This is a genomic window from Microbacterium sp. LjRoot205, assembly GCF_056175745.1.
The window spans coordinates 87425-106427 of the sequence record NZ_JBGFFH010000008.1; the positions used below are offsets into that span (position 1 = coordinate 87425).

A 19003-nucleotide genomic window follows, 5' to 3' on the forward strand; every position below is an offset into this window, starting at 1 on the left:
CACACTATCGAGCTAGGACATCAGCAGCGGCAGCAGCGACACGACGAGTCCGACGAACCCTACGCCGGCGAACACGATCCCCAGGGTCAGGATGACGCGCCGTGTGTGAGGCGGTTCGCCCACCCGCGCATGGGCGGGGTTGTTCGCGCTGACCACTCCGTCGGCCCAGCCGTCATCCGTCGTGACGGCCTCGTGCCTTCTCAGAGCCCTCTCGTGAAAGTCGCCGCCGGCGAACCAGCGGCCGATCAGAGAACCCTCGCGCTCGATGACTGCGATCTCGATCGGCAGCCACGCTCCCTCGACGGTGCGGATGAGGAACGCCAGCAGAAGCAGCGGCAGACCGATGCCGAGGCCCACCCAGGAGAGCACCTCACCGACGAGAGCGAGAGTGTCCAAGACCTGCATCACCCCATCGTAGAGAGTGCCGCCCGCGCTCGGCGGCGAAACCGCTAACCACTGCGTGCCCTGGGCGCAAGGCCCTCTGCGCACTGGCCGGTCTCGCCTAACGTCGCCCACGAGGGGAAGGAGAGAACCGTGAGGACTCACGTAGAGATCGATGGCAAGAGCTTCGTGCTTCAAGACGATCAGCCCCTGGACGAGATCATGGCTGAGATCGAAGCGGCTGCATCCTCGCCGCCGGCGTTCGTGACCCTGTCTGCCGAGGGGCGCAGCATCAGCGTGCTCATCCGCGCGACGACACGGGTGGTGATCTCGGTCGAGAAAGACGACCACGTCGAGCAGGACCACGGCCCGTGGAGCCTTCCGTTCGACGAGTGGGAGCTGTGACGTGGAAGAGCTGTGGCTGGTCAGGCACGGAGAGAGTGTGGGCAACGTCGCGGCGACCGCAGCCGAGGCAGCGCGCGCAGAGATGATCGAGCTCGCGAGCCGAGATGCCGACGTGCCGTTGTCGGAGACAGGTGCAGAGCAGTCGCGGGCGCTGTCAGCCGCACTGCACGGCGGCGCCATCTCGCCGCAGGTCGCCTGGTTGTCGCCGTACCTGCGTGCACAGCAGACGTTCGCGCTCAGCATGGAAGACGCCCCGGCCGTCGAGCAGGTGCTCACCGACGAGCGACTGCGCGACAGGGAGCTCGGCATCCTCGATCTGCTGACGCGATGGGGTATCGCCGCGCGGCACCCCGAGGAGGCCGACCGTCGGGCGCGCCTGGGCAAGTACTATCACCGGCCTCCCGGTGGCGAGTCCTGGGCCGACGTCGCGCTTCGTCTGCGGTCGTTCCTGCACGACGCACTCGATGCGGATGCGCGAGTGGGACTGGTCGTCGCCCACGATGCGGTCGTCATGCTGCTGATCGCACTGCTGACCGGGATGGACGAGAAGCACCTCATGGAGTTTGCGTCCGCGAACACCGTCCTCAATGCCTCCGTGACGCGGCTCCGGTTCGACGGTGAGCAGTGGCGACTCATCGACTTCTCGGATGTGAGCCACCTCGAGCAGCTGGGTGCGGCGGTCACCGTGCACCCAGGGAGCCCCGATGTCCGTCCCGAGTGAGCCGACGACCGTCACGCCGCGGCTGTTGCGGCAGTGGGGACTCCCCGACCCCGGCGACTCGAAGAATTCCCGGGGAACGGCGATGATCATCGGCGGCTCCCCTCTGTCGGCGGGCGCGGTCGTCCTGGCCGCCGAGGCGGCGCTGCGCGTCGGAGCGGGAAAGGTCGCCGTGACGACCGATGCCGCCATCGCCGATGTCGTGCGCATCACCGTGCCCGAAGCAGGGATCTACGAGTCGCCCGGTGCAGACGAGCCGACACCGGATGCCCTGAGCACGGCCTTCGACGGGGCCGATGCGGTCCTGGTCGGGCCGGGGTTGGATGATCCGGAGCATGCCGCCGAGTGGCTGCGGCGGCTGGCAGGCCACGACATCGCCTGCCTCGTCGTCGACGCCTTCGCCGTCGGAGCCGTGAGAGAGGTGCCGCGGTCCGATCTTCCGCGGTCCCTGATCATCAATGCCAACCTCGACGAAGCAGAGCTGCTGCTGGGGCGCCCTGTCGATGACCTCTTCAGCGACCTTCGGCCCCTCGCACGAGAGCTCGATGCCGTGATCCACTGCTACTCCGCGGTCGTCGCGCCGTCGGGTGCGGTGTGGCGCCTCGATGTCGGCGGACCCGGCCTCGGCACCGCCGGTTCGGGAGATGTGGCCGCAGGCACCATCACGGGTTTCGCGGCCCGAGGGCTCGACCCGGAACGCGCTGCGGTGTGGGGGGCCTGGGCACATGCCCGCGCGGGCGACCGGCTGGCCGAGCGGATGGGCCTCGGGTTCCTCGCCCGCGAACTGGCCGGAGAGCTCCCCGCCGTGGTGCTCGAGGTGCAGGGTGCACGCGGCGCCGGCGACTGACGCGACGATCTGCGGCACCCGGGAGCCGACGAGATGGGTCGCCGGTCAGGTCACTCGGCCATCACCGGGACGCGATACGCGAAGCCAGCGGTAGCCGTACGCCGGCACCTCCAGCTCGACCCCGCCCTTTGCGTCGAGTGCCAGGCGTGACGCCTCGAGGAGGTCGACGAGAGTCGTGCCCTCCGGCTCGTCGGACAGCCGGAAGGACGTGGTCACCGGCACCTCTGCGAAGTTGTGGAGGGCGATCATCCGGCCGACGTCCGCCGAGAGCGAGTGCACGAGCAGCGACTCGGCAGGCTGGTCGATGACCTCGAGCGTGCCCCATCCGAGTTCCGGCGAGATCCGGTAGCTCGAGGTGAGAGCGCGGATGAAGTACAGCAGTGAGCCGCGGTCGGCCAGCTGGGCGGCGACGTTCACGTGCTCCGGCGCATACCCGTCGGACGGCGGACGGGCGACGAGCCGGCTGGGCGCGGCATCCGAGAATCCTCCGTTGCGATCGTCGGACCACTGCATCGGAGTCCGCACGGCCTCCCTGCCCGGGATCTCGATGTTCTCGCCCATGCCGATCTCCTCACCGTAGAAGAGCACAGGCGTGCCGGGCAGGGTGAACAGCAGGCTGTAGGCCATGCGGATGCGGCGCGGATCGCCGTCGAGCATCGGCGGGAGGCGCCGGGTGATGCCTCGTCCGAACACCCGCTGCCGCTCGTCGGGCGCGAACGCCTCGAACACCTCGTTCCGCTCGCTGTCACTGAGCTTGTCGAGGGTCAGCTCGTCGTGGTTGCGCAGGAAGTTCGCCCACTGCACCTCAGAGCCGAGCACGGGTCGGGCCCGCAGCGCTTCGATCAGAGGCGCGGGGTCCTTGCGCGCGAACGACAGGTACAGCGACTGCATCCCGACGAAGTCGAACTGCATCGTGAGCTCGTCGCCGTCGTCACCACCGAAGTACTGCACCTGCTCGTCGTAGGGCAGGTTGACCTCGCCGAGCAGGATCGCCTCGCTCGACCGGCGTTGCAGGAACCGGCGGATGTCGCGCAGCAGATCGTGCGGCTCGGGGATGCCGGCGCCCTCGGGGATCTCGAGGAGGAACGGTACGGCATCGACGCGGAACCCCGAGACGCCCAGCTGCAGCCAGAACCCGATGATCTTCGCGATCTCGTCGCGCACGCGGGGATTGGCGATGTTCAGGTCGGGCTGGTGCTCGTAGAAGCTGTGCTGATACCACTGCCCCGACTTCTCGTCCTTGCCCCAGATACCGTTCGCCTGGCCGGGGAAGACCTCGTTCTTCTGACCCTTCGGAGGCGCGTCGTCGCGCCAGACGTAATAGTCCCGGTAGGGCGAGTCGACGCTGCGCTTGGCGGCGAGGAACCACGGATGCCGGTCGGAGGTGTGGTTGATGACCAGGTCGACGATCACCCGCATCCCCCGATCGCGCGCGGTGCGGATGACCTCGACGAAGTCGCCGTGGGTGCCGAGGCGCGAGTCGACGCCGTAGAAGTCGCTGACGTCGTAGCCGTCGTCACGGTCGGGGCTCGGATAGAACGGCATCAGCCACAGGCAGGTGACGCCGAGCTGCGACAGGTAGTCGATCCGCTGGGCGAGGCCCTGCAGGTCGCCGACCCCGTCTCCGTTCGAGTCGAGGAAGGTCTCGACATCGAGGCAGTAGACGACCGCGGTCTTCCACCAGAGGTCGCTCGTATCGGTGATCTTCACAGTCGCTCCTTGAGTGCGGGGATGAGCTCGGCTTCTGCGGCGGCGAGGAAGTACGACTGCTCGGTGCCGACGTGGTGCAGATACACGCGATCGAATCCGATCTCCGCGAGATCGGCGATGCGGCCGGCCAACGCCGAGGCGTCATGGTCGATCAGCACGGCCTTTCGCAGCTCGTTCCTGTCGAGGCCGGCCACCGCCGCCTCGAAGTCCTCGGGCTGCTCGAGATCCCAGGTCTGCGGGGGCGAGAGCAGACCGTTGGTCCACTGCTCGCGGGCGATGGCGAACGCCGCCTCGTCGCTCTCCGCGAGGCTGAGGTGCACCTGCAGGATGCAGGGGCCAGAGCCCCCGGCGCCTCGGTAGGCGTCGACGACCCGCTGCAGCGCAGCGGGCTCCTGGATCACGGTCGCGAGACCCTGCGCCCACGCGGCTGCCCACTCCGCGGTCTCGGCGCTCACCGCGGTCGCGAACAGGGGCGGTGGTTCGGCCGGCCTGCTCCACACTCGCGCTTCGTGGACACGCACCAGGCCGTCGTGGTCGACCTCTTCGCCCTCGATCAGTCGGCGGATCACGTCGACGCTCTCGCGCAGTCGCTCGTTGCGGACCCGCTTCTCGGGCCAAGGGTCGCCGGTCACGTGCTCGTTGACCGCCTCGCCGCTGCCCATCGCCGCCCAGAAGCGACCGGGGAACATCTCCTCGAGAGTCGCGAACGCCTGGGCGATCATCACCGGGTGATAGCGCTGCCCGGGGGCATTGACCATCCCGATCGAGAACTCCGTGCAGGCGAGCGCGGCCGCGATCCAGCTCAGCGCGAAGCCGGACTCGCCCTGGGCTCTGGTCCACGGCGCGAGGTGGTCGGAGCACATGGCTCCGTCGAACCCCGCGCGTTCGGCGCCGATCACCGCGTCGAGAAGCGCGCTCGGTGCGATCTGCTCGTGCGAGGCATGAAAACCGATGAAGACCATGCGCCGAGTCTTGCAACGAACAGGGCCGCACGGCAGTGGTGAACACGCCGCAGTGAGTCTGCGAGGATGGGCGGCCCTGCGCGGCGGGGCTATTGGCCGGTGGGCCTGACGATGCCGAGCTCGTACGCCAGGATGACCGCCTGCACACGGTGCGGCAGGTCGAGCTTCATGAGGATGCGGCCGAAGTGCGCCTTGACCGTGGATTCGCTCAGGTGCAGGGCCCTCGCGATCTCGTCGTTCGTGAGGCCGCGGCCGACGTGAACGAAGACGTCGCGTTCGCGGTCGGTCAACACCGAGAGAGCGTGGTCCTGAGCCCGAGTGCGGGGAGCCAGGTGCGGCAGGGCGACTTCGATGAGTTTCGAGGTGATCCGCGGAGCGACCACGGCATCGCCCGTCGCGACCGTGCGGATCGCGGCGACGAGTTCGATCGGTCGCGTGTTCTTGAGCAGGAACCCTGCGGCTCCGGCCTGCAGCGCCCCGAAGGCGAACTCGTCGAGGTCGTAGGTGGTCAGCACGAGCACCCGGGTTCGTGGCAGCCGTGCGGTGAGGTCTCGGGTCGCCTCGATGCCGTCCTTGCCGGGCATGCGCACATCCATCAGGATCACGTCGGGCCCCAGCGCGATCGCGGCGTCCACGGCCGACGCCCCGTCGGAGGCTTCGCCCACGACCTGGATGTCGTCCTCGGCCTCGAGCACGAGACGGAGTCCGTAGCGGACCAGCTCCTGATCGTCGGCGATCAGCACCCGGATCCGGGCGGCGTGGGCATCGGATGTCGTCATCGTTTCTCCGTCTGCAGTCGTACGAACACGCGCCAGCCTCCGCCCGGCCGGAGCCCGGCCTCGACGTGCCCGTCGTAGAACGCGGCGCGCTCGCGGATGCCGACCAGGCCACGGCCCGGGTCGACGATAGGGAGAGCCTGCGCAGACGTGTCCTCCACGAGGATCGACAGTTCGTCGTCTGCGATGCTGATCTTCACCACGACATCCTGCACGTCGCGTGCGTGCCGCAGGACGTTGGTCAGTGCCTCCTGCACGATGCGATAGACCGTCAGCCCCACCACGGCATCGGCGTCGATGTCGCCCGTCTGCTCGAATCGGACCGGCAGGCCCGCGATCCGCGACTCTTCGACGAGAGACGGGATGCGCTCCATGGTCGCCTGCGTCGGCTGACGGTCGACCGAGTCGCCCTCGGCGCGGACCGTCGTCAGCAGGCGCCGCATCTCGACGAGAGTCCGGCGCCCGGTCTCGGCGACCCGCCCGATCGCCCGGCGGGATTCCTCTGGCCGAGCGGCTGCGGAGGCCTGCGCGCCGTCGGCGACCGCGACCATCACGGCGAGGCTGTGGGCGATCACGTCGTGCATCTCCCGAGCGATCCGCTCGCGTTCGAGCACGGCGGCGATGTGCGCCTCCTGGTCGCGCTCACGGCGCATCTGCTCCGCTCGTTCCACGAGTGCGCGGAGCTCGCGCCGCCGGTGGCCGACGTTGAGCCCGACGAGGGTGGACATCAGCGAGACCGCGACCACGACGGTGGCGATGCCGAGCCAGTCGAGGGGCCAGGCGTCCAGGTCCACTCGCGGCGCCAGTCCGAGCAGCGGCGGGCCGAGGCGCACGCGCAGCGACAGCACCAGCGCAGCGAGCATGCCCGACGCCACGGCCGCCGCGAACGCCGTCCATGCCTGTCGCGGCCGGAGGTCGACTCCGCACCGGTGCAGCATCGCGACCGTGAGCACCGCTTCGGCGCCTGACCCGCCGGCGAATGACAGCGGGAGCAGAACGACGACAGCGATGAAGGCCACGACAGGATGCCGACGTGAGACGAGGATCGTCGCGATGCCCGCGACGAACAGCGCCACGAGCGCCCACGCGGGTGTGGTCAGTGACGACTCGAGCGACAGGTAGCCGAGGGCCAGCGAGACCGCCGAGTACGACCCGAGAACCACGAGGTCGGATCGCCGCGGTGTCATACGTCTCTCTTGCGCAGGGCGATCGCGCCTGCAGCGAGCGCGATCGCCGCCCAGATCGACGCGATCAGCCAGCCGGCACCCACGCTGATGTGACCGCTCCACAGGTCGAGGAACGGACCGCCTTCTGCGCCGACCCGGCTCATCGCATCGCCCGCATTGCCCAGCTGGGTGAGGCGCAGAGCGCGGGACAGCAGCCCGTACGGAAGCAGCGACGTCAGGACGGGGAGCAGCAGCGTGGCCAGGAAGACGATGATCGCTCCCGCTGTCGTCGATCGCACGAGTGCCCCGATGCCCACCCCGAACAGCGCGCAGAGCCCGAGATACCCCGCCGAGCTGAGCAGCGCGAGCACGACCCCCGGTGCGGTGAGCGGTGCCGCGAGGCCGAACTGTGCATAGATCGGCGTGGTGAGCGCCCATGCGCTGAACACGGTGACGAGGGCGGTCGCGGTGACGACGGTGAACGCCACGACCGCCTTCGCGCGAAGGACGCGCAACCGGTCGGGCACCGCGACGAACGTGGGCTGAATCGAGCCAGATGCGTATTCGGCGCCGATCAGCATGACTCCGAGGATACCGGCGATGATCTGGCCGAGGACGACGGTCGGCACTGTGACGTCGGCCATGGTGCGCTCGATCAGGAGCACCGACGGCGCACCCGACGACTCGAGCGTCACGCCGAGGAACAGGCTGCCGCCGACCCCGATGAGGAAGATCGCCGCGAGGGCGAGCACGGAGGAGGGCAGGCTGAACAGCTTGATCCACTCCGACCGCAGCACGTGGGCGAACGCGGGGCGGCGAGTGCGCGCATCCGCTCGTCGGGGACTCGTGGTGAGGGTCATCGTCCGGCTCCTTCGATGRCATCCTGCGCGGTCGCGCGGTATTCGGTGTCGTGCGCGGTGAGGGCGAGGTAGGCGTCTTCGAGCGAGCCCTCGACGGCGGCGATCTCGTACAGCATGATGCCCGCGTCGGCCGCGGCACGCGCCACGTCCTCGGCGGCGAGGCCGTCGACCTCGACCGCGCCATCCGCGTGCGTCGTCATGGTGACCCGGGGGCCCGCGAGGGTGCTCATGAGTCGCTCGACCTCTCTGGTCCGCACGCGCACCACGGATCGGGTCGCACCCGCGACCACGTCGTGCAGAGGCCCGTCTGCCAGAATCGTCCCTCGACCGATGACCAGCAGATGGTCGGCCGTCTGTGTCATCTCGCTCATCAGATGCGACGAGAGCAACACGGTCTTCCCCTCCCCCGCGAGCTGTCGCAGCAGGCCGCGGATCCACAGGATGCCGTCGGGGTCGAGGCCGTTCACCGGCTCGTCGAGGATGATCGTCTGCGGATCGCCGAGCAGAGCCGCGGCGATCCCCAACCGCTGGTTCATGCCGAGCGAGAACCCGCCGACTCGCCTGTCTGCCACAGCACCCAGTCCCGCGATCTCGATCACCTCACGCACGCGGGCGGAGCCGATGGCGTGGGTGGCCGCTATCGCCAGCAGGTGCTTGTAAGCGGTGCGGCGCCTGTGCGCCGACCGGGCATCGAGCAGCACGCCGACCTCGCGCAGGGGTGAGGGCAGATCCGCATAGGCCCGACCGTTGACCTCCGCGGTGCCCGCGGTCGGCCGGTCCAAGCCGACGATCATCCTCATGGTCGTGGACTTGCCTGCCCCGTTGGGTCCCAGGAACCCGGTGACCGTGCCCGGTTCGACGGTGAAGTCGATGCCGTTCACGGCCACCCTCTCGCCGTAGTGCTTCGTCAGGGACTGAACTCGAATCATGTCGCGCCTTTCGTTCGCCTTCGACGCTACGAACGACGGCGCACGGGCACATCGGGCTGCGGTCCTGACCACGGTGGCGAGGCAGTACCAGGGTCTACATCCCGAGAGAGCCGAGCGGGAGCTCGGTGAGCGCGAGCTGCGGCGAAGCGGGCCGGCGAGCGGCCCGTGCTCACGAGCCCGCGTCTACCGCGCGGCGGACTCCCGCACGCGGAACCACAGGGTGAGCTCCATGATCGCGCGGCCGATCATGTCGTGGTCGCCCACGCGGAGGTCGTCGAAGGAATCGCGATATCCCGACAGCATCTTCGGCTCCGCAGCGACCAGGGACTGATACCCCATGGTCCACTCGGCGAAGCGCCGCTCATGCAGCGGCTCCTCGATCAGCACACGCACGTCCTCGTGACGGGGATCCCGGCCGATGATCTCCATCAGGCTCTCCACGTCCGACCTGGCACCCTCGAGGATCTGGACGAACTCGCCGCCCCGGTAGAGCAGCATGCCGGTGATGTCACGAGCGCTGTTACGGGCCCGGCTCACCGCGAGCAGGTCGGCGAGCTCCTGCTCGCTGAACGGGTGCGTCGCGCTGCTGCAGTAGACGAGCGAGACGAGTGCGTGCTCGGCGGTCATCCGGCATCCTCTCCCCGAGTGGTCACCGCGGCCATCGCGCGGTGGTGGTCTGCATAGTCGCCGATGGAACGCGAGACCGCGTCGAAAGCACGCCACATGCCATCCGCCTGACGGTCGACGTAGCCGAGGAAGGAGCCGTCCCGGCTGCCCACGTAGAAGCCGTCGGCCACGCTCGCCCACAGGGGTCGAGAGGCGAGCGGCGATTGATCACCCATGCCTTCAGCGTACCTTCGCGTTCAGGGGCGGGGTCGGCGCGGGATCATCCTCGAGATGTATGCCGCTACCTCGCTCGCCCGATGTCGACGCCGCTCGGGTCGACCAGTGTGGAACACATGAACGCACGAACGGCCCTCGCCTCCTCCGCCCTGATCGTCGTGGGGCTGATCTCTCTCACCGGATGCTCCGCCTACGACAGCATCGTCCACAAGCAGGCCACATCGACCTTCGACGACGTCGAGGCCTTCGACGACGGGGCCGAGGTCGAGGCCGGCTGGATCCCGGCCGACGCCACCGAGATCACCGTGCGCACGTCGACCATCGAGGACGCCGCGGACGCCGTCGTTCTGCTCTCCAGCGGATCCGCGCTCGGCGACGACTGCACCGAGGTGGAACGGAGTTCGGCGCCGGCCTGGGTGCTCGACGACGCTCCCGATCCGTACACGGCGAAGACCGTCTTCGCGTGCGGCGACTGGAGCGTCATGAGCACTGACGGCGGATGGTTCGGCTGGACCCCGAACTCCGACGAGGAACGGAACGTCGCGGATGCGGGCTGAGAGCGAGACGACGTTCACCCTCTGAGAGGATGAACGACATGATCACCGTTCACCTGCGCTACGAGATCGACCCCGACAAACTCGACGACTTCACCGAGTACGGGCGCGCATGGATCCGACTGGTGGCCAAGCACGGAGGAACCCACCACGGCTACTTCCTGCCGAGCGAAGGCGACAGCGACGAGGCGTTCGCGCTGTTCACCTTCCCGTCCCTGGCTGAGTACGAGATCTACCGGACGGCCTCGAAGAGCGACCCCGAGTGCATCGAGGCGTTCGAGCTGGCGCGGAGAACGCAGTGCATCCGCCGCTACGAACGTCGCTTCCTCAGCCCCGTCTTCTCCCCCGACGCAGACTGAGACACCGGCCGGGGGCTCGATCCTCAGTTCGCCGACGTCCCGAACGCGTGCAGGTCGAGCTCGACGCTCAGCGCGTCGCATGCCGCTCTTCCACGCACGCTCGTGCCGAGCTCGTCCAGAGGAGGGCTGACGACGGCGGCGCCGAGGCGTCCGGGCGCCGAGAGCACGATCGCACCCGACACGCTCGACTTCGCCGGGATGCCGACCTCGCGCATCCACCGCCCGGAACCGTCGTACACGCCGCAGGTCGCCATGACAGAGACGACGTCGCGAGCCACGCTCTGCGAGACGACGCGTTCCCCCGACACCGGATTCACCCCGCCACAGGCGAGGGTCGCACCCATGACGGCCAGCGCCTCCGCGTCGACGAGCACGGCGCACGCCCGCGCGTAGACGGCGACGGCATCGTCGGCGCTGACATGCAGCGTTCCCTCTGCCCGCATGAGGTGGGCGAGCGCGTGGTTGCGGTCGCCGAGCAGATGCTCGTTCCGCGCGACGCTCTCGTCGACCTCGAGCCGGCGTCCGGCGAAGGCCGACAGCCCTCGAAGGATCCGCTCCCCGCGCTCGTCCACGGTCGCGCCGTCGACGAGCGATGCCGTGAGCAGCGCACCGGCATTGACCATCGGGTTCGGCGGCCGGCCGGTTCCGCTCTCGAGCTTGATCGCGTCGAAGGCCTCGCCTGTCGGTTCGATGCCCACGAGGTCGAGCGCTTCACCCTCGGTGTCGAACAGCGCCAGAGCGAAGAGGAACGGCTTGACCGCCGACTGAACACTGAACGGGACCGATGACTGAGCACTGGTGCGGATCGTGCCGTCCGGCAGCACCAGCGCCAGAGCACACAGATCGGCGTCCGCGTCGGCCAGCTCGGGGATGCTGTCATCCACCGCTCCGCCCTGCTCCTGCATGACCCGCTGCCGCAGATCGTCGAGGTCGTAGCTTCGCGCGTCTGGTCTCATCCGTCCACAGTGACACGTGTCGTGTGGAAAGAGGAGATCGGCCGACGGGGTTGACGTGCCGCCCGTCGGGATGAGCAAGACTGTGCCTATGCGCTCCACTCGACTCGCACCTCTCCTGGCTCTGCCTCTCGCCCTCGCCACAGTGGCCGGATGCTCCCCGAGCGCCCCCACCGACGTCGAGCCGCCGAAGTTCGACCAGAGCATGAACGAGGTGAGAGACACTTCGAATGACGTCGTCGACAAGCTCGTCGCCGCGTTCCCCGCGGGCGAGCGGTTCGCGGAGGCTGACGCGAACGCGTACGCGTGCCCCGGCGAGGACGACGGCATCGGGCGGTGGGTGTGGGCGCTCGGCATCCCCAGCACCGATGTCGAGGGAACGATCGCCGATCTGCAGGACGAGTACGGCGACGCGGTGACCTCCACCGGCACGTCCTCGCAGGACGTGGAGTACTCCGACGGCACCACCTGGCCGGTGACGGGCGGGCACACGCTCATCGAGGACGAGACCGGCTCGTACCTGCTGAGCTACCCGATGGGAGCAGGTGGCACGGTCATGCTCCGAGTCGAGACCGCCTGCGGCGTCCTCCGCTGACGGTGGACGACTGATCAGGCGATCTCGAGGTCCGTCATCTCCAGGACGACGCCGCATGCTCTCGGGCAGGAGCGCCGCCTCACCAGCCCAGCAGGGCGAGGAGTCCCGTGGCAGCGGCCGCGACAGCTCCCGTCCACAGCCCGATCGCGATGATCTGCCACAGGATGACCCATTCCTTGCGCACGCCGGATGCGACGAAGAAGGCCGCGGTGAGCATCGTCGGAAGAGCGATCGGTGCCAGGATGCTGGCGCCGGGGACACCGAACCTGACCAGCCAGCGCCGCAGCTTCGCGCGCCCCTTCCCACGCCGCGTCGTGTCATCGTCGTCGGCTGTCGCTGAGCCGGAGACCCCGCCTGCGTCGGATGCCGTGGCGGTCGCCACCGTCGACGTGACATACGCCGAGCCACCGACCGCTGAGGGCGAGGCCGCAGCCGATCGCGCCGCGCGGCGCGCGACGACCCCGCCGCGGATCCGCGATCCGAGCAGCACGACCGCGATCACGCAGAGCACATTGCCCGTGATGGCGGCGAGCGCAGCGACGATCGGGTTGATTCCGGCGATGATGCCGAACGCGGCGGCGCCCTCGCCCTCGATGTACGGGATGGCGGCGACGAGCGCGACCATGATCGGCTGCAGGATCTCGGGGACCTGGTTGATGAAGTCCTGCAACCAGGGATAGGGGTTGTCCATCGGTCGTATCTCTCTCTGTCGGATGCCGCGGACGGTGCGTACCGCGGATGTCTGAAGGCAGTCAAGACCGTGTGCCCGGGACAGGGTCAAGCGTGAGCTCTCCGATCGCCGACCCGCTTGACCCTGTGGTCGGAACACCGTCTTGACTATGCGTCTACAGGCGCTCGTGACGACCGTGACGACAGGTCGCGGCCGCGACGCCGAGGACCCGAGGAGCACCCATGTCGGAAGAAGCCCTGATCGCCGAAGACACCCTGCTCCTGCTCTTCCAACCCGATTCGGGCACCATCGCCGGCGAGAACATCCTCTTCTACGTGCTCGGCGGCGCCGTGCTGGCCGACCTCGCGCTCACCGGTCGGGTCGAAGCCGAGGAGCACGGACTCTTCACCCGGGTGCGCGCGGTCGGCGACGGCGATGCGCCCGACCCACTGCTTGCGCCGGCGCTGACGTCGCTGTCGAAGAAGGCTCAGGACGTGCAGGCCGTTCTCGCCGGCATCGGTCCCCAGCTGCGCGGCCCGGTCCTCGACCGTGTCGTCGCGCGCGGTGATCTCAACCGCGCGGAAGGCAAGGTCCTCGGACTCTTCCCGACGACGAAGCTCACACTCGCCGGCGAACGCCGCTCCGACCTCATCCGCAGAGTGCGAGCCGCGCTCATCGACGGCGACGATCCGGACCCCCGCACCGCGGCGAGCATCGCCCTCCTGTCGGCGAGCGGCACGCTCCCCCAGTTCCACGCGGAGATCCCCTGGGGCAGCGATGTCTACACGAGGGCGAAGCGGCTCGAGGACGGCGACTGGGGTGCCGCAGCGGCATCGAGCGCGGTGGTGCGCACGATGAACGCCGTCATCATGAACACCGTGATCGCGGCGACGGTACTGCCGCGTCTGTGAATCGAGAGCGCCCGGAGTCGTGCTCCCGCTCAGCCGGCGGCGATCGTCGCCAGCGCGATCACATGCGCTCGGGCGATCACATCGAGCTGGGCGGGGTTGTAGAGCGCGGCGACCGACTCCGCGACCGCCTCCCATGTCATCTGCGGGCGCCCTCGGTGATGCGCCAGAGGATCCTGCAGCCACGGATAGGTCGTCAGATCATGAGCGAGTCCGACCGCATATCTCTCCGCCATGCGGATCCGCGTCTGCTCGTCGGCATCCGGTGGCAGCGCATCGAAATCGGCGCGCACGTCGGCCGGATCGGATTCGAGCATCACCCGGAGATCCCGCATGGCCTCGTCATCGTAGACCTGGGAGTAGATGAGCATCAGCGACCGTTCGGTCTCGGTGAGGCGTGCGGTGAGGTTCTCGAAGCCCCGAGGCAGATCCGTCGTCGTCGCGCCGTCGATGATGGTGCGGATCTCCACCCGAGCCTGCTGCAGCCGCTCGATCGTGACGGCGAGCTCGGCGTCGATGTCCTCCAACGCCGCGAGGGCACGATCGTCCCCGGCGGAGACACGATCGATCTGATCGAGGGGAACCCCGAGTTCGCGCAGACGACGGATGCGGAGCAGCTGCACGAGGTGACTCACCTCATAGCTCTTGTATCCGTTCGAGGATCTGCTCGGCTGCTCGAGCAGGCCCACCTGGTGATAGTGCCGCACGGTGTTCACCGTGGTTCCGGCGAGGTCAGCGACCTCTCTCGTGCTCCACGCCATGAAGGGTCCCTTTCCTGCGCGGCCGTCTTCTGACTCATTCTGGCTCGCGGCGGCGCCTGGGGCGACGCCGTGCTCCGTCGAGTGCATGTCGTAGTAGAAACCCTGTGGTCGCCACATACTCAAGTCCTGCGGCGTCCGCATGTCAGGTGGTAGCACAGTCGTGCTAACATAATCGGACCGTCGACCGAGAGGACCGTCCATGATCCTTGCTGCGATCATCGCGTGCGAGGTGGGCTTCTGGATCGCGATCGCAGCCGGCCTCATCGCCCGCTACGCCTTCGACCGCCCACGACTCGGCAGGATGCTGCTGCTCGCGGCGCCGGCCATCGACCTGGTTCTACTGGCGCTCGTCGCCCTCGATCTCATGGGCGGCGGAACGGCCTCGTGGCACCACGGCCTAGCCGCTCTCTACATCGGCATCTCGGTCGCGTACGGCCATCGGATGATCGCGTGGGCGGACGCGAAGTTCGCCTCGCGCTTTCGTGGGGCGGCGCCTCGACCCCGACTGTTCGGCTCTGCATACACGATCGCCTGCTGGAAGGACGTCGCGCGCACGATGCTGGCCGCCGCGATCGCAGCGGGGCTCCTCGGGGGCCTCATCGCTCTCGTCGGCGACGCGGCTCGCACCGCCGAACTGCTCGGATTCTTCCCGATCCTCGGCATGATCGTGGCGATAGATCTGCTGTGGGCCGTCAGCTACTCGATCTGGCCCAAGCGATCACCCGCCACTGCACGAGAATGAGGTCATGCCCCGCCTCATCGACCACGACGACCGCAACGACGAGATCGGGGCGGCGGCGTTCCGCGTGCTGGTGCGCGATGGCATCGCCGGGTTGTCGGTGCGCAAGGTCGCGGAGGAGGCGGAGATCGCCACAGCGTCGCTCCGACGCGCGTTCCCGACGCAGGACGCCCTTCGCCGGTTCTGCTTCGACCGCATCCACCAGTCCGTCGCGGCCCGCCTGCGCGCCGTGACGGGCGACGGTCGCGAGAAAGCGATGCAGTGGATGCGAGAACTGCTCCCCCTCGACGACACACGACGCACAGAGCTCGTCGTGCAGCTGCAGCTGAGCCGGCTCGCCCTCGCCGACGAGAGCCTGAGGGGAAGCGCAGCCGACCTTCACGACGGCGTCCGCCGAGTGTGCTCATCAGTGCTGCGACAGCTCTCAGAGTCGGGAGTGACAGACCCGACTCTCGATCCCGATCTCGAGACGGCACGACTGCACGCCTTGCTCGACGGGCTTGCGCTCCACCTGCTGTGGAACACCTCCGACGACCCCGCCGGTCAGGCCGACCGGGTGCTGCAGCGACACATCGACACCCTCGCGGCCTGAGCCCCCGCGACGACCGAACTCCCAGACTGCGGATACCCGCGTGCATGGCCCTGTCTGAGGTGACCTCTCCGCCCCGTCACTCGGCGCAGTGCGGCATATCTCCCGATCACACCTACTTGATGGATCCCCGGGTGACCCCGGAGATGACCCACCGCTGCGAGAAGATGTAGACGATCAGCAGCGGTGCCATCGCCATCAGGTACGAGGCGAAGGCGGTCGTGTAGTCCGTATTGTACTGGCCCTGGAACACGTACTGCGCCAGCGGGATCGTGCGCGCACCGGGGTCGGTGAGGACGACGAGCGGCATGATGAAGTCGTTCCACGCCCAGACGCAGGTGAGGATGCCGACGGTGGCGTTCATGGGCGTGAGCAGCGGGAACACGATCTGCCAGAACACCCGCCACGTGGATGCTCCATCGACGCGCGCCGCCTCCTCGAGCTCGATCGGGATCGAGCGGATGTAGGCGCTGTAGATGAAGACGTTCAGCGAGATGCCGAAGATCGTGTAGAGCACGATCATGCCGACCTGGTTGTCCAGACCGAGGAGCGACGTCTGCTTGACCAGGGGCAGCATGATGATCGGGAACGGGATGAACAGCGCGGCGAGGAAGTAGAAGAACACCCCCTTGAAGAACGGTCGGTGGCTGTTGCGGGCGAGCGCGTACGCCACCACCGAGCTGGTCAGCAGGGTGAAGACGACCGCTCCGACCGTGATCAGCGCCGTGTTGAGCAGCGCCTGCGGGAACGCGGTCCGCGCCCACGCGTCGGCGAAGTTCTCCCAGCGGATCGGGTTCGGCCATTCGAACCCGTTGCCGGCGGCGAGCTGCTCTGGCGTCTTCAGCGCGACGGCGACCGCGAGGTACAGCGGGATGAGCACGGTCAGCGAGCAGACGGCGATGAGCGCGGTCGCCCACCAGTTCGTCCTGCGGGTGTCGTCGTTCTCGGAGGCGCGCCTGGCGCGCCATCCGGGGCGAGGTGTTGTCGCCTCGGCTTCGGCGAGGATTGTGGTTGCGGTGGTCATCAGATATCGGCCTCTCTGCGCTGAAGGACCCGGAACTGCAGGAGCGAGACGATCGTGATCACGATGAAGAAGATCACGGCGTTCGCGGTCTGGTAGGCGAACTCTCCACCGGAGAATCCACCGCGGAAGACGAGCAGGGTGACCGATTCGGTCGACGTGCCCGGCCCTCCGTTCGTAAGGGCGACGATCGGGTCGAAGACCTGCAGGAAGCCCTTGAGGCTCAGCACGACGTTGATCGTGAAGAACGCGCTGATGAGCGGGAAGGTGATGGATCCGAACTGCCGCCATGAGGATGCACCGTCGAGAGATGCGGCTTCGTACAACTCGCTCGGGATCGTCTGCAGACCGGAGAGGTAGATGATGATCGAGAACGCGCAGGCCTGCCAGACCGCCAGTGCGACGATCGCCGTCCACGCCCAGTCGGGGTTGGTGAGGATGTTGTCGCGGAACAGCGGGATGCCGGACAGGATCTTCGGCAGCGAGTTCGAGAACAGGAACTGAAAGACGTAGCCGATCACGAGGATCGCGAGCACGTACGGTACGAAGTAGACGCCGCGCCAGAAGTTCCGTGCGCGGATCTTGGCATTGAGCCCCATGGCGATCGAGAGCGAGATCACGTTCGTGAGGATCGTGGCGACGATGGCGAACAGGAACGAGAACCCGTAGGCCTTCAGGACTCTGTCGTCCTTGAAGAGGTTGAGGTAGTTCGAGATGCCGACGAAGTTCCAGTCGCCGTAGCCGGCGTAGTTCGTGAAGCTGAAGAAGATGCCCACGATGACGGGGATGGTGTGGAACGCGGCGAAGGCGATGACGGCGGGCCAGACCATCCAGTAATAGGCGGGCAGCGCGCGGGAGCTCGCGGTGCGGACCCGGCGCGCTCGCTTCGTGCCCTCGGGCCCCGGTGTCGTGGCGCGCACAGCGCTGGTCAGGGTGCTCATTCTTCGTCTCCCGTCACGGGGATGGTGCGGGCGGCGACTTTGCGCCACTCGCTGTCGAGGGTCGACAGCGCCGCATCCGCGTCGCCGTCGAACAGGAACTGCTGCACGATCGCGACCAGCGGGATGCTCGGCGGCACCTGATGATCGATGAAGCCGGTGATCTTCCCCTCGTCGAAGAAGGGCTTGACCGACTGCAGCGCAGGGTCGTCGCTCAGCTCGGCGCCCTCCACCGACGGGATCATGTTCTGAGAAGCGGCGAACTCCTCGATCACTCCGACGTCGAACAGGTACTCGATGAAGCGGAGCGCCTCCTCGCGATGAGGTGTGTCCTTCGCCATGGTCACGACGACGTCGACACCGGAGACCAGCAGACGATCATCAGGATCGTCCGCCGCCGGGTAGGGGAAGATCGCCGCCTTGATGTCGGGGTTGATGGCCTTGACGGGGTTCAGCGCCCAGATGCCCTGCAGCAGCATGGCGGACTCGCCGCGGGCGAAGGCCGCGTTGCCGTCGTCGTAGGTGCGGCCGCGGTATCCCTCCTGCATGTACGAGAAGAGCTCTGCCTGCTGAGCCATCACCTCGGGGAAGTCCTTCTCGAACGAGACGGCCGAATCGGCGCCGACATCCTCACCCTCCGCGCGAAGGTCGTCGAAGAAGCCGCCTTGCGAGGCGTACGCCCCCAGAGCGTTCCATGACGGCATGCCGGTCCACGAGTCCGCGAGGGTGCCGTAGAACGGGGTGATCCCCGCAGCCTCGAGGGCCTCGCACACCGCGATGAACTCGTCCCACGTCTCGGGGACCTCGAGCCCCTGCTCCTCGAAGATGTCCTGGTTGTAGATGACGCCGTTGGCGTTGTTGACGTAGCCGAGCCCGTTCACCTCGTCCTGCTTGGTGCCGAGATCTGAGAGGATCTCCTGCACCGCGGGGTTGATGGTCTCGAGAACCGGCTCATCGGAGAAGTCGTAGAACACCCCGGCTTGAGCGAGGTCCCCGAATCCGCCGTTCGCGTTCAGGGTGATGACGTCTGGCGCCTTGTCCTTGACGAGCAGCGTGCGGATGAGGGTCTCGGAGTCCGCGACCTGATTCTGCACGACGCGGATATCGGGATTCTCGGCCTCGAAGTCCGCGATGATCGCGTTGAAGTCCTCTAGTGCCTCCCCCTTGAACTGGAAGAAGCTGAGGGTGGTGATGCCGCCGTCCGGCGACGACGCGCATCCCCCCAGCGCCACGACGGCGCCGAGTGCAGCCGCCATCGCGACCGCCCTGGCTGTCTGCCGATGTCTGATTCTCATGTGTGCGCCTCCTTGCGCAAGAAC

General features: G+C 67.9%; 24 protein-coding genes. 9 read left to right on the plus strand and 15 right to left on the minus strand.

The features are described from left to right. Positions 1-12: 12 nt before the first annotated feature. Positions 13-405 (minus strand): hypothetical protein, encoded by a 393-nt coding sequence (locus AC04ME_RS14775; RefSeq protein ID WP_079113498.1) that lies wholly within the window; start codon positions 403-405, stop codon positions 13-15. A gap of 129 nt (positions 406-534) precedes the next feature. Between AC04ME_RS14775 and AC04ME_RS14780 the strand changes: the two genes are divergently transcribed. The 3 genes from AC04ME_RS14780 to AC04ME_RS14790 are packed head-to-tail and all read left to right on the plus strand — an operon-like array spanning position 535 to position 2351. Beyond that, on the plus strand, positions 535-786 hold the full coding sequence (locus tag AC04ME_RS14780) for a hypothetical protein (RefSeq protein WP_309691278.1): 252 nt from the start codon (positions 535-537) through the stop codon (positions 784-786). Between the two features lies 1 nt (position 787). Beyond that, positions 788-1507: a histidine phosphatase family protein gene (locus AC04ME_RS14785; RefSeq protein WP_475435718.1), complete on the plus strand. Its 720-nt coding sequence runs from the start codon at positions 788-790 to the stop codon at positions 1505-1507. Then, positions 1491-2351: an ADP-dependent NAD(P)H-hydrate dehydratase gene (locus tag AC04ME_RS14790; protein WP_475435719.1), complete on the plus strand. Its 861-nt coding sequence runs from the start codon at positions 1491-1493 to the stop codon at positions 2349-2351. The genes AC04ME_RS14785 and AC04ME_RS14790 overlap by 17 nt, the downstream gene beginning before the upstream one ends. 45 nt (positions 2352-2396) lie before the next feature. On the opposite strand, the gene AC04ME_RS14795 is transcribed toward AC04ME_RS14790, so the two are convergent. From AC04ME_RS14795 to AC04ME_RS14830, 8 genes are all read right to left on the minus strand, one after another. Further along, on the minus strand, positions 2397-4061 hold the full coding sequence (locus tag AC04ME_RS14795) for an alpha-amylase family protein (protein ID WP_079113502.1): 1665 nt from the start codon (positions 4059-4061) through the stop codon (positions 2397-2399). Further along, positions 4058-5023: a TIGR03885 family FMN-dependent LLM class oxidoreductase gene (locus AC04ME_RS14800; RefSeq protein WP_079113503.1), complete on the minus strand. Its 966-nt coding sequence runs from the start codon at positions 5021-5023 to the stop codon at positions 4058-4060. Before AC04ME_RS14800 ends, AC04ME_RS14795 begins: the two co-directional genes overlap by 4 nt. A gap of 89 nt (positions 5024-5112) precedes the next feature. Next, positions 5113-5802, minus strand: a complete 690-nt coding sequence (locus tag AC04ME_RS14805) for a response regulator (protein WP_079113504.1) — start codon at positions 5800-5802, stop codon at positions 5113-5115. Then, positions 5799-6986 carry a sensor histidine kinase gene (locus AC04ME_RS14810; RefSeq protein WP_475435722.1) on the minus strand — a complete coding sequence of 396 codons (1188 nt, stop codon included), beginning with the start codon at positions 6984-6986 and terminating at the stop codon, positions 5799-5801. Before AC04ME_RS14810 ends, AC04ME_RS14805 begins: the two co-directional genes overlap by 4 nt. Further along, complete coding sequence (locus AC04ME_RS14815; protein WP_309691293.1) at positions 6983-7825, minus strand: ABC transporter permease; 843 nt, start codon at positions 7823-7825, stop codon at positions 6983-6985. The genes AC04ME_RS14810 and AC04ME_RS14815 overlap by 4 nt, the downstream gene beginning before the upstream one ends. Beyond that, on the minus strand, positions 7822-8754 hold the full coding sequence (locus AC04ME_RS14820; protein ID WP_475435725.1) for an ATP-binding cassette domain-containing protein: 933 nt from the start codon (positions 8752-8754) through the stop codon (positions 7822-7824). The genes AC04ME_RS14815 and AC04ME_RS14820 overlap by 4 nt, the downstream gene beginning before the upstream one ends. Before the next feature lie 183 nt (positions 8755-8937). After that, positions 8938-9381, minus strand: coding sequence for a BLUF domain-containing protein (locus tag AC04ME_RS14825; protein ID WP_042539972.1), 444 nt, complete (start codon positions 9379-9381; stop codon positions 8938-8940). Continuing rightward, a complete protein-coding gene (locus tag AC04ME_RS14830; protein WP_042539970.1) occupies positions 9378-9596 on the minus strand; it encodes a hypothetical protein in 219 nt (72 codons plus the stop codon). Before AC04ME_RS14830 ends, AC04ME_RS14825 begins: the two co-directional genes overlap by 4 nt. 117 nt (positions 9597-9713) lie before the next feature. Between AC04ME_RS14830 and AC04ME_RS14835 the strand changes: the two genes are divergently transcribed. Continuing rightward, positions 9714-10154 (plus strand): hypothetical protein, encoded by a 441-nt coding sequence (locus tag AC04ME_RS14835; protein WP_311878023.1) that lies wholly within the window; start codon positions 9714-9716, stop codon positions 10152-10154. 38 nt (positions 10155-10192) lie between these two features. Continuing rightward, on the plus strand, positions 10193-10510 hold the full coding sequence (locus AC04ME_RS14840; protein WP_042540138.1) for an NIPSNAP family protein: 318 nt from the start codon (positions 10193-10195) through the stop codon (positions 10508-10510). 23 nt (positions 10511-10533) lie between these two features. Here the strand turns inward: AC04ME_RS14840 and glsA are convergent, their stop codons facing one another. Beyond that, positions 10534-11466: a glutaminase A gene (glsA, locus tag AC04ME_RS14845; RefSeq protein WP_042539966.1), complete on the minus strand. Its 933-nt coding sequence runs from the start codon at positions 11464-11466 to the stop codon at positions 10534-10536. Between the two features lie 88 nt (positions 11467-11554). Here glsA and AC04ME_RS14850 point away from each other — a divergent pair, with 88 nt between their 5' ends. After that, the gene (locus tag AC04ME_RS14850; RefSeq protein WP_079113510.1) at positions 11555-12058 is read left to right on the plus strand and encodes a hypothetical protein; all 504 of its coding nucleotides are present in this window, start codon (positions 11555-11557) and stop codon (positions 12056-12058) included. A gap of 79 nt (positions 12059-12137) precedes the next feature. Here the strand turns inward: AC04ME_RS14850 and AC04ME_RS14855 are convergent, their stop codons facing one another. After that, positions 12138-12749, minus strand: coding sequence for a small multidrug efflux protein (locus AC04ME_RS14855; RefSeq protein ID WP_475435728.1), 612 nt, complete (start codon positions 12747-12749; stop codon positions 12138-12140). Positions 12750-12970: 221 nt separating this feature from the next. Between AC04ME_RS14855 and AC04ME_RS14860 the strand changes: the two genes are divergently transcribed. Then, on the plus strand, positions 12971-13639 hold the full coding sequence (locus AC04ME_RS14860; RefSeq protein WP_475435730.1) for a GOLPH3/VPS74 family protein: 669 nt from the start codon (positions 12971-12973) through the stop codon (positions 13637-13639). 29 nt (positions 13640-13668) lie between these two features. Here the strand turns inward: AC04ME_RS14860 and AC04ME_RS14865 are convergent, their stop codons facing one another. Continuing rightward, positions 13669-14397: a MerR family transcriptional regulator gene (locus AC04ME_RS14865; RefSeq protein ID WP_311878013.1), complete on the minus strand. Its 729-nt coding sequence runs from the start codon at positions 14395-14397 to the stop codon at positions 13669-13671. 199 nt (positions 14398-14596) lie between these two features. On the opposite strand from AC04ME_RS14865, the gene AC04ME_RS14870 reads away from it, so the two are divergent. Beyond that, on the plus strand, positions 14597-15139 hold the full coding sequence (locus tag AC04ME_RS14870; protein WP_475435732.1) for a hypothetical protein: 543 nt from the start codon (positions 14597-14599) through the stop codon (positions 15137-15139). Between the two features lie 4 nt (positions 15140-15143). Then, positions 15144-15728 carry a TetR/AcrR family transcriptional regulator gene (locus AC04ME_RS14875; RefSeq protein WP_475435734.1) on the plus strand — a complete coding sequence of 195 codons (585 nt, stop codon included), beginning with the start codon at positions 15144-15146 and terminating at the stop codon, positions 15726-15728. 112 nt (positions 15729-15840) lie between these two features. On the opposite strand, the gene AC04ME_RS14880 is transcribed toward AC04ME_RS14875, so the two are convergent. The 3 genes from AC04ME_RS14880 to AC04ME_RS14890 are packed head-to-tail and all read right to left on the minus strand — an operon-like array spanning position 15841 to position 18979. Further along, entirely contained in the window at positions 15841-16749 is a 909-nt protein-coding gene (locus AC04ME_RS14880; protein ID WP_079113515.1) for a carbohydrate ABC transporter permease, read from the minus strand. Continuing rightward, positions 16749-17687: a carbohydrate ABC transporter permease gene (locus AC04ME_RS14885; protein WP_079113516.1), complete on the minus strand. Its 939-nt coding sequence runs from the start codon at positions 17685-17687 to the stop codon at positions 16749-16751. The genes AC04ME_RS14880 and AC04ME_RS14885 overlap by 1 nt, the downstream gene beginning before the upstream one ends. After that, positions 17684-18979, minus strand: coding sequence for an ABC transporter substrate-binding protein (locus AC04ME_RS14890; RefSeq protein WP_475435736.1), 1296 nt, complete (start codon positions 18977-18979; stop codon positions 17684-17686). The genes AC04ME_RS14885 and AC04ME_RS14890 overlap by 4 nt, the downstream gene beginning before the upstream one ends. Positions 18980-19003 lie beyond the last annotated feature (24 nt).

What these genes read in the sequence shown, in the direction of transcription:
- AC04ME_RS14775 (WP_079113498.1), bottom strand. Translation starts at nt 405, where the DNA reads ATGCAGGTCTTGGACACTCTCGCTCTCGTCGGTGAGGTGCTCTCCTGG.
- AC04ME_RS14790 (WP_475435719.1), top strand. Translation starts at nt 1,491, where the DNA reads ATGTCCGTCCCGAGTGAGCCGACGACCGTCACGCCGCGGCTGTTGCGG.
- AC04ME_RS14800 (WP_079113503.1), bottom strand. Translation starts at nt 5,023, where the DNA reads ATGGTCTTCATCGGTTTTCATGCCTCGCACGAGCAGATCGCACCGAGC.
- AC04ME_RS14805 (WP_079113504.1), bottom strand. Translation starts at nt 5,802, where the DNA reads ATGACGACATCCGATGCCCACGCCGCCCGGATCCGGGTGCTGATCGCC.
- AC04ME_RS14810 (WP_475435722.1), bottom strand. Translation starts at nt 6,986, where the DNA reads ATGACACCGCGGCGATCCGACCTCGTGGTTCTCGGGTCGTACTCGGCG.
- AC04ME_RS14815 (WP_309691293.1), bottom strand. Translation starts at nt 7,825, where the DNA reads ATGACCCTCACCACGAGTCCCCGACGAGCGGATGCGCGCACTCGCCGC.
- AC04ME_RS14825 (WP_042539972.1), bottom strand. Translation starts at nt 9,381, where the DNA reads ATGACCGCCGAGCACGCACTCGTCTCGCTCGTCTACTGCAGCAGCGCG.
- AC04ME_RS14830 (WP_042539970.1), bottom strand. Translation starts at nt 9,596, where the DNA reads ATGGGTGATCAATCGCCGCTCGCCTCTCGACCCCTGTGGGCGAGCGTG.
- AC04ME_RS14835 (WP_311878023.1), top strand. Translation starts at nt 9,714, where the DNA reads ATGAACGCACGAACGGCCCTCGCCTCCTCCGCCCTGATCGTCGTGGGG.
- AC04ME_RS14840 (WP_042540138.1), top strand. Translation starts at nt 10,193, where the DNA reads ATGATCACCGTTCACCTGCGCTACGAGATCGACCCCGACAAACTCGAC.
- glsA (WP_042539966.1), bottom strand. Translation starts at nt 11,466, where the DNA reads ATGAGACCAGACGCGCGAAGCTACGACCTCGACGATCTGCGGCAGCGG.
- AC04ME_RS14850 (WP_079113510.1), top strand. Translation starts at nt 11,555, where the DNA reads ATGCGCTCCACTCGACTCGCACCTCTCCTGGCTCTGCCTCTCGCCCTC.
- AC04ME_RS14855 (WP_475435728.1), bottom strand. Translation starts at nt 12,749, where the DNA reads ATGGACAACCCCTATCCCTGGTTGCAGGACTTCATCAACCAGGTCCCC.
- AC04ME_RS14860 (WP_475435730.1), top strand. Translation starts at nt 12,971, where the DNA reads ATGTCGGAAGAAGCCCTGATCGCCGAAGACACCCTGCTCCTGCTCTTC.
- AC04ME_RS14865 (WP_311878013.1), bottom strand. Translation starts at nt 14,397, where the DNA reads ATGGCGTGGAGCACGAGAGAGGTCGCTGACCTCGCCGGAACCACGGTG.
- AC04ME_RS14870 (WP_475435732.1), top strand. Translation starts at nt 14,597, where the DNA reads ATGATCCTTGCTGCGATCATCGCGTGCGAGGTGGGCTTCTGGATCGCG.
- AC04ME_RS14875 (WP_475435734.1), top strand. Translation starts at nt 15,144, where the DNA reads ATGCCCCGCCTCATCGACCACGACGACCGCAACGACGAGATCGGGGCG.
- AC04ME_RS14880 (WP_079113515.1), bottom strand. Translation starts at nt 16,749, where the DNA reads ATGACCACCGCAACCACAATCCTCGCCGAAGCCGAGGCGACAACACCT.
- AC04ME_RS14885 (WP_079113516.1), bottom strand. Translation starts at nt 17,687, where the DNA reads ATGAGCACCCTGACCAGCGCTGTGCGCGCCACGACACCGGGGCCCGAG.
- AC04ME_RS14890 (WP_475435736.1), bottom strand. Translation starts at nt 18,979, where the DNA reads ATGAGAATCAGACATCGGCAGACAGCCAGGGCGGTCGCGATGGCGGCT.